The 1,661-nt window shown below is 62.3% G+C and carries 2 protein-coding genes; both read left to right on the top strand.

Going from position 1 to position 1,661, the window contains the following annotated elements; genetic code table 11:
• The coding region (locus VGH68_RS27460; protein ID WP_331606871.1) for a sugar ABC transporter ATP-binding protein at positions 1–1,069 on the top strand (1,069 nt) is incomplete at its 5' end.
• A 14-nt stretch (positions 1,070–1,083) separates the two neighbouring features.
• Positions 1,084–1,661: ABC transporter permease (locus tag VGH68_RS27455; protein ID WP_331606872.1), on the top strand; the 578-nt coding region annotated here is incomplete at its 3' end.

Here is a 1,661-nt window from a genome sequence, read left to right as displayed (position 1 = left end):
GATGGTCGAGATCGCCAAGGCGTTGTCGTTCGATTCGCGCGTGCTGATCATGGACGAGCCCACCTCGGCGCTCAACGACGCCGAGATCGCTGAGCTGTTTCGCATCATCCGCAAGCTGAAGAGCCAGGGCGTCGGCATCATCTACATCTCGCACAAGATGGATGAGCTCAAGCAGATTGCCGACCGCGTCACCGTGATGCGCGACGGCGAATATGTGGCCACCGTCGCCGCCCAGGACACCAGCGTCGAGGCGATCATCGGCATGATGGTCGGGCGAAGCTTGACCGATGTCACGCCTTCCCACAGCACTGGGGACAAGGGCGAAGTCGCGCTCGAAGTCAGGAATCTGAATGCCGGCCCGCTCGTCAGGGACGTGAGCTTCACGCTGCACAAGGGCGAAATATTGGGCTTCGCGGGCTTGATGGGCGCGGGGCGCACCGAGGTCGCGCGCGCGGTGTTCGGCGCCGATCCGATCGAATCGGGCGAAATCGTCGTGAAAGGCGTGAAGGCGGTCATCCGAACGCCGAGCGACGCGGTGGCGCGCGGCATCGGTTATCTGTCCGAGGACCGCAAACGCTATGGCCTTGCGACCGGCATGGACGTCGAATCGAACATCGTCATGTCCAACCTGAGCCGGTTTCTCGCGTTCAACTGCTTCCTGCGCCGCGCGCAGATTCGCCGCACCGCCAGCCAGTTCATCAACCTGCTTGCCATTCGTACGCCTTCCGCGACCCAGCAGGTGGGGTTGCTGTCGGGCGGCAACCAGCAGAAGGTGGTGATCGCCAAGTGGCTGCAGCGCGATTGCGACGTGCTCTTTTTCGACGAGCCGACGCGCGGCATCGACGTTGGCGCGAAGAACGAGATCTACAAGCTGCTGCGCTCGCTTGCCGACCAGGGCAAGGCCGTCATGATGATCTCGTCGGAATTGCCGGAAATTCTGCGCATGAGCGATCGCGTGATCGTGATGTGCGAGGGCCGCATTACCGGCGAGCTGTCAGCGCGAGAAGCGACCCAGCAGCGCATCATGCATCTGGCGACGCAGCGTGAAACCCTGAAAACGGCGGCGTGAGCCGACAGACCGATATGACCTTGCCCACGGATAGTTCGGCGCTTGCGAGACAGGGACGCTCTGCCGCCCTGAGAGCGCGCGTCTTTTCGCCGACCGCGCTGCAAAAGCTGCTCGCCTTCGCGAGCCTCATTCTGCTGCTGATTTTCTTCAGCTTCGCCTCGCCCGCGTTCATGCAGATGGACAACATGCTGGGCATTCTGCAGGCGACGGCGGTCAACGGCGTGCTCGCGATTGCCTGCACGTTCGTGATCATCACCGGCGGCATCGACCTGTCGGTCGGCACGTTGATGACCTTTACGGCGGTGATCTGCGGTGTGTTCCTCACGTTCTGGCATTTGCCGATGTGGCTCGGCGTGCTCGCCGCGATCGGCACGGGCGCGGTCTGCGGGACCATTTCCGGCACCCTCACGGCAAAGATGAAAATACCGCCCTTCATCGCCACGCTCGGCATGATGATGCTGCTCAAGGGCCTCTCGCTCGTCGTCTCGTCGGACAAGCCCATCTATTTCACCGATACCGAAAACTTCTACCGGATCTCGCAGGACTCGCTGATCGGCTATCTCGTGCCGAGCCTGCCCATTCCGAATGCGGT

The organism is Paraburkholderia sp., from assembly GCF_036488505.1.
Classification (GTDB): Bacteria; Pseudomonadota; Gammaproteobacteria; order Burkholderiales; family Burkholderiaceae; genus Paraburkholderia.
Note: the sequence above shows the minus strand (reverse complement) of the source record. Positions and strands in the feature narration are given on the sequence as shown.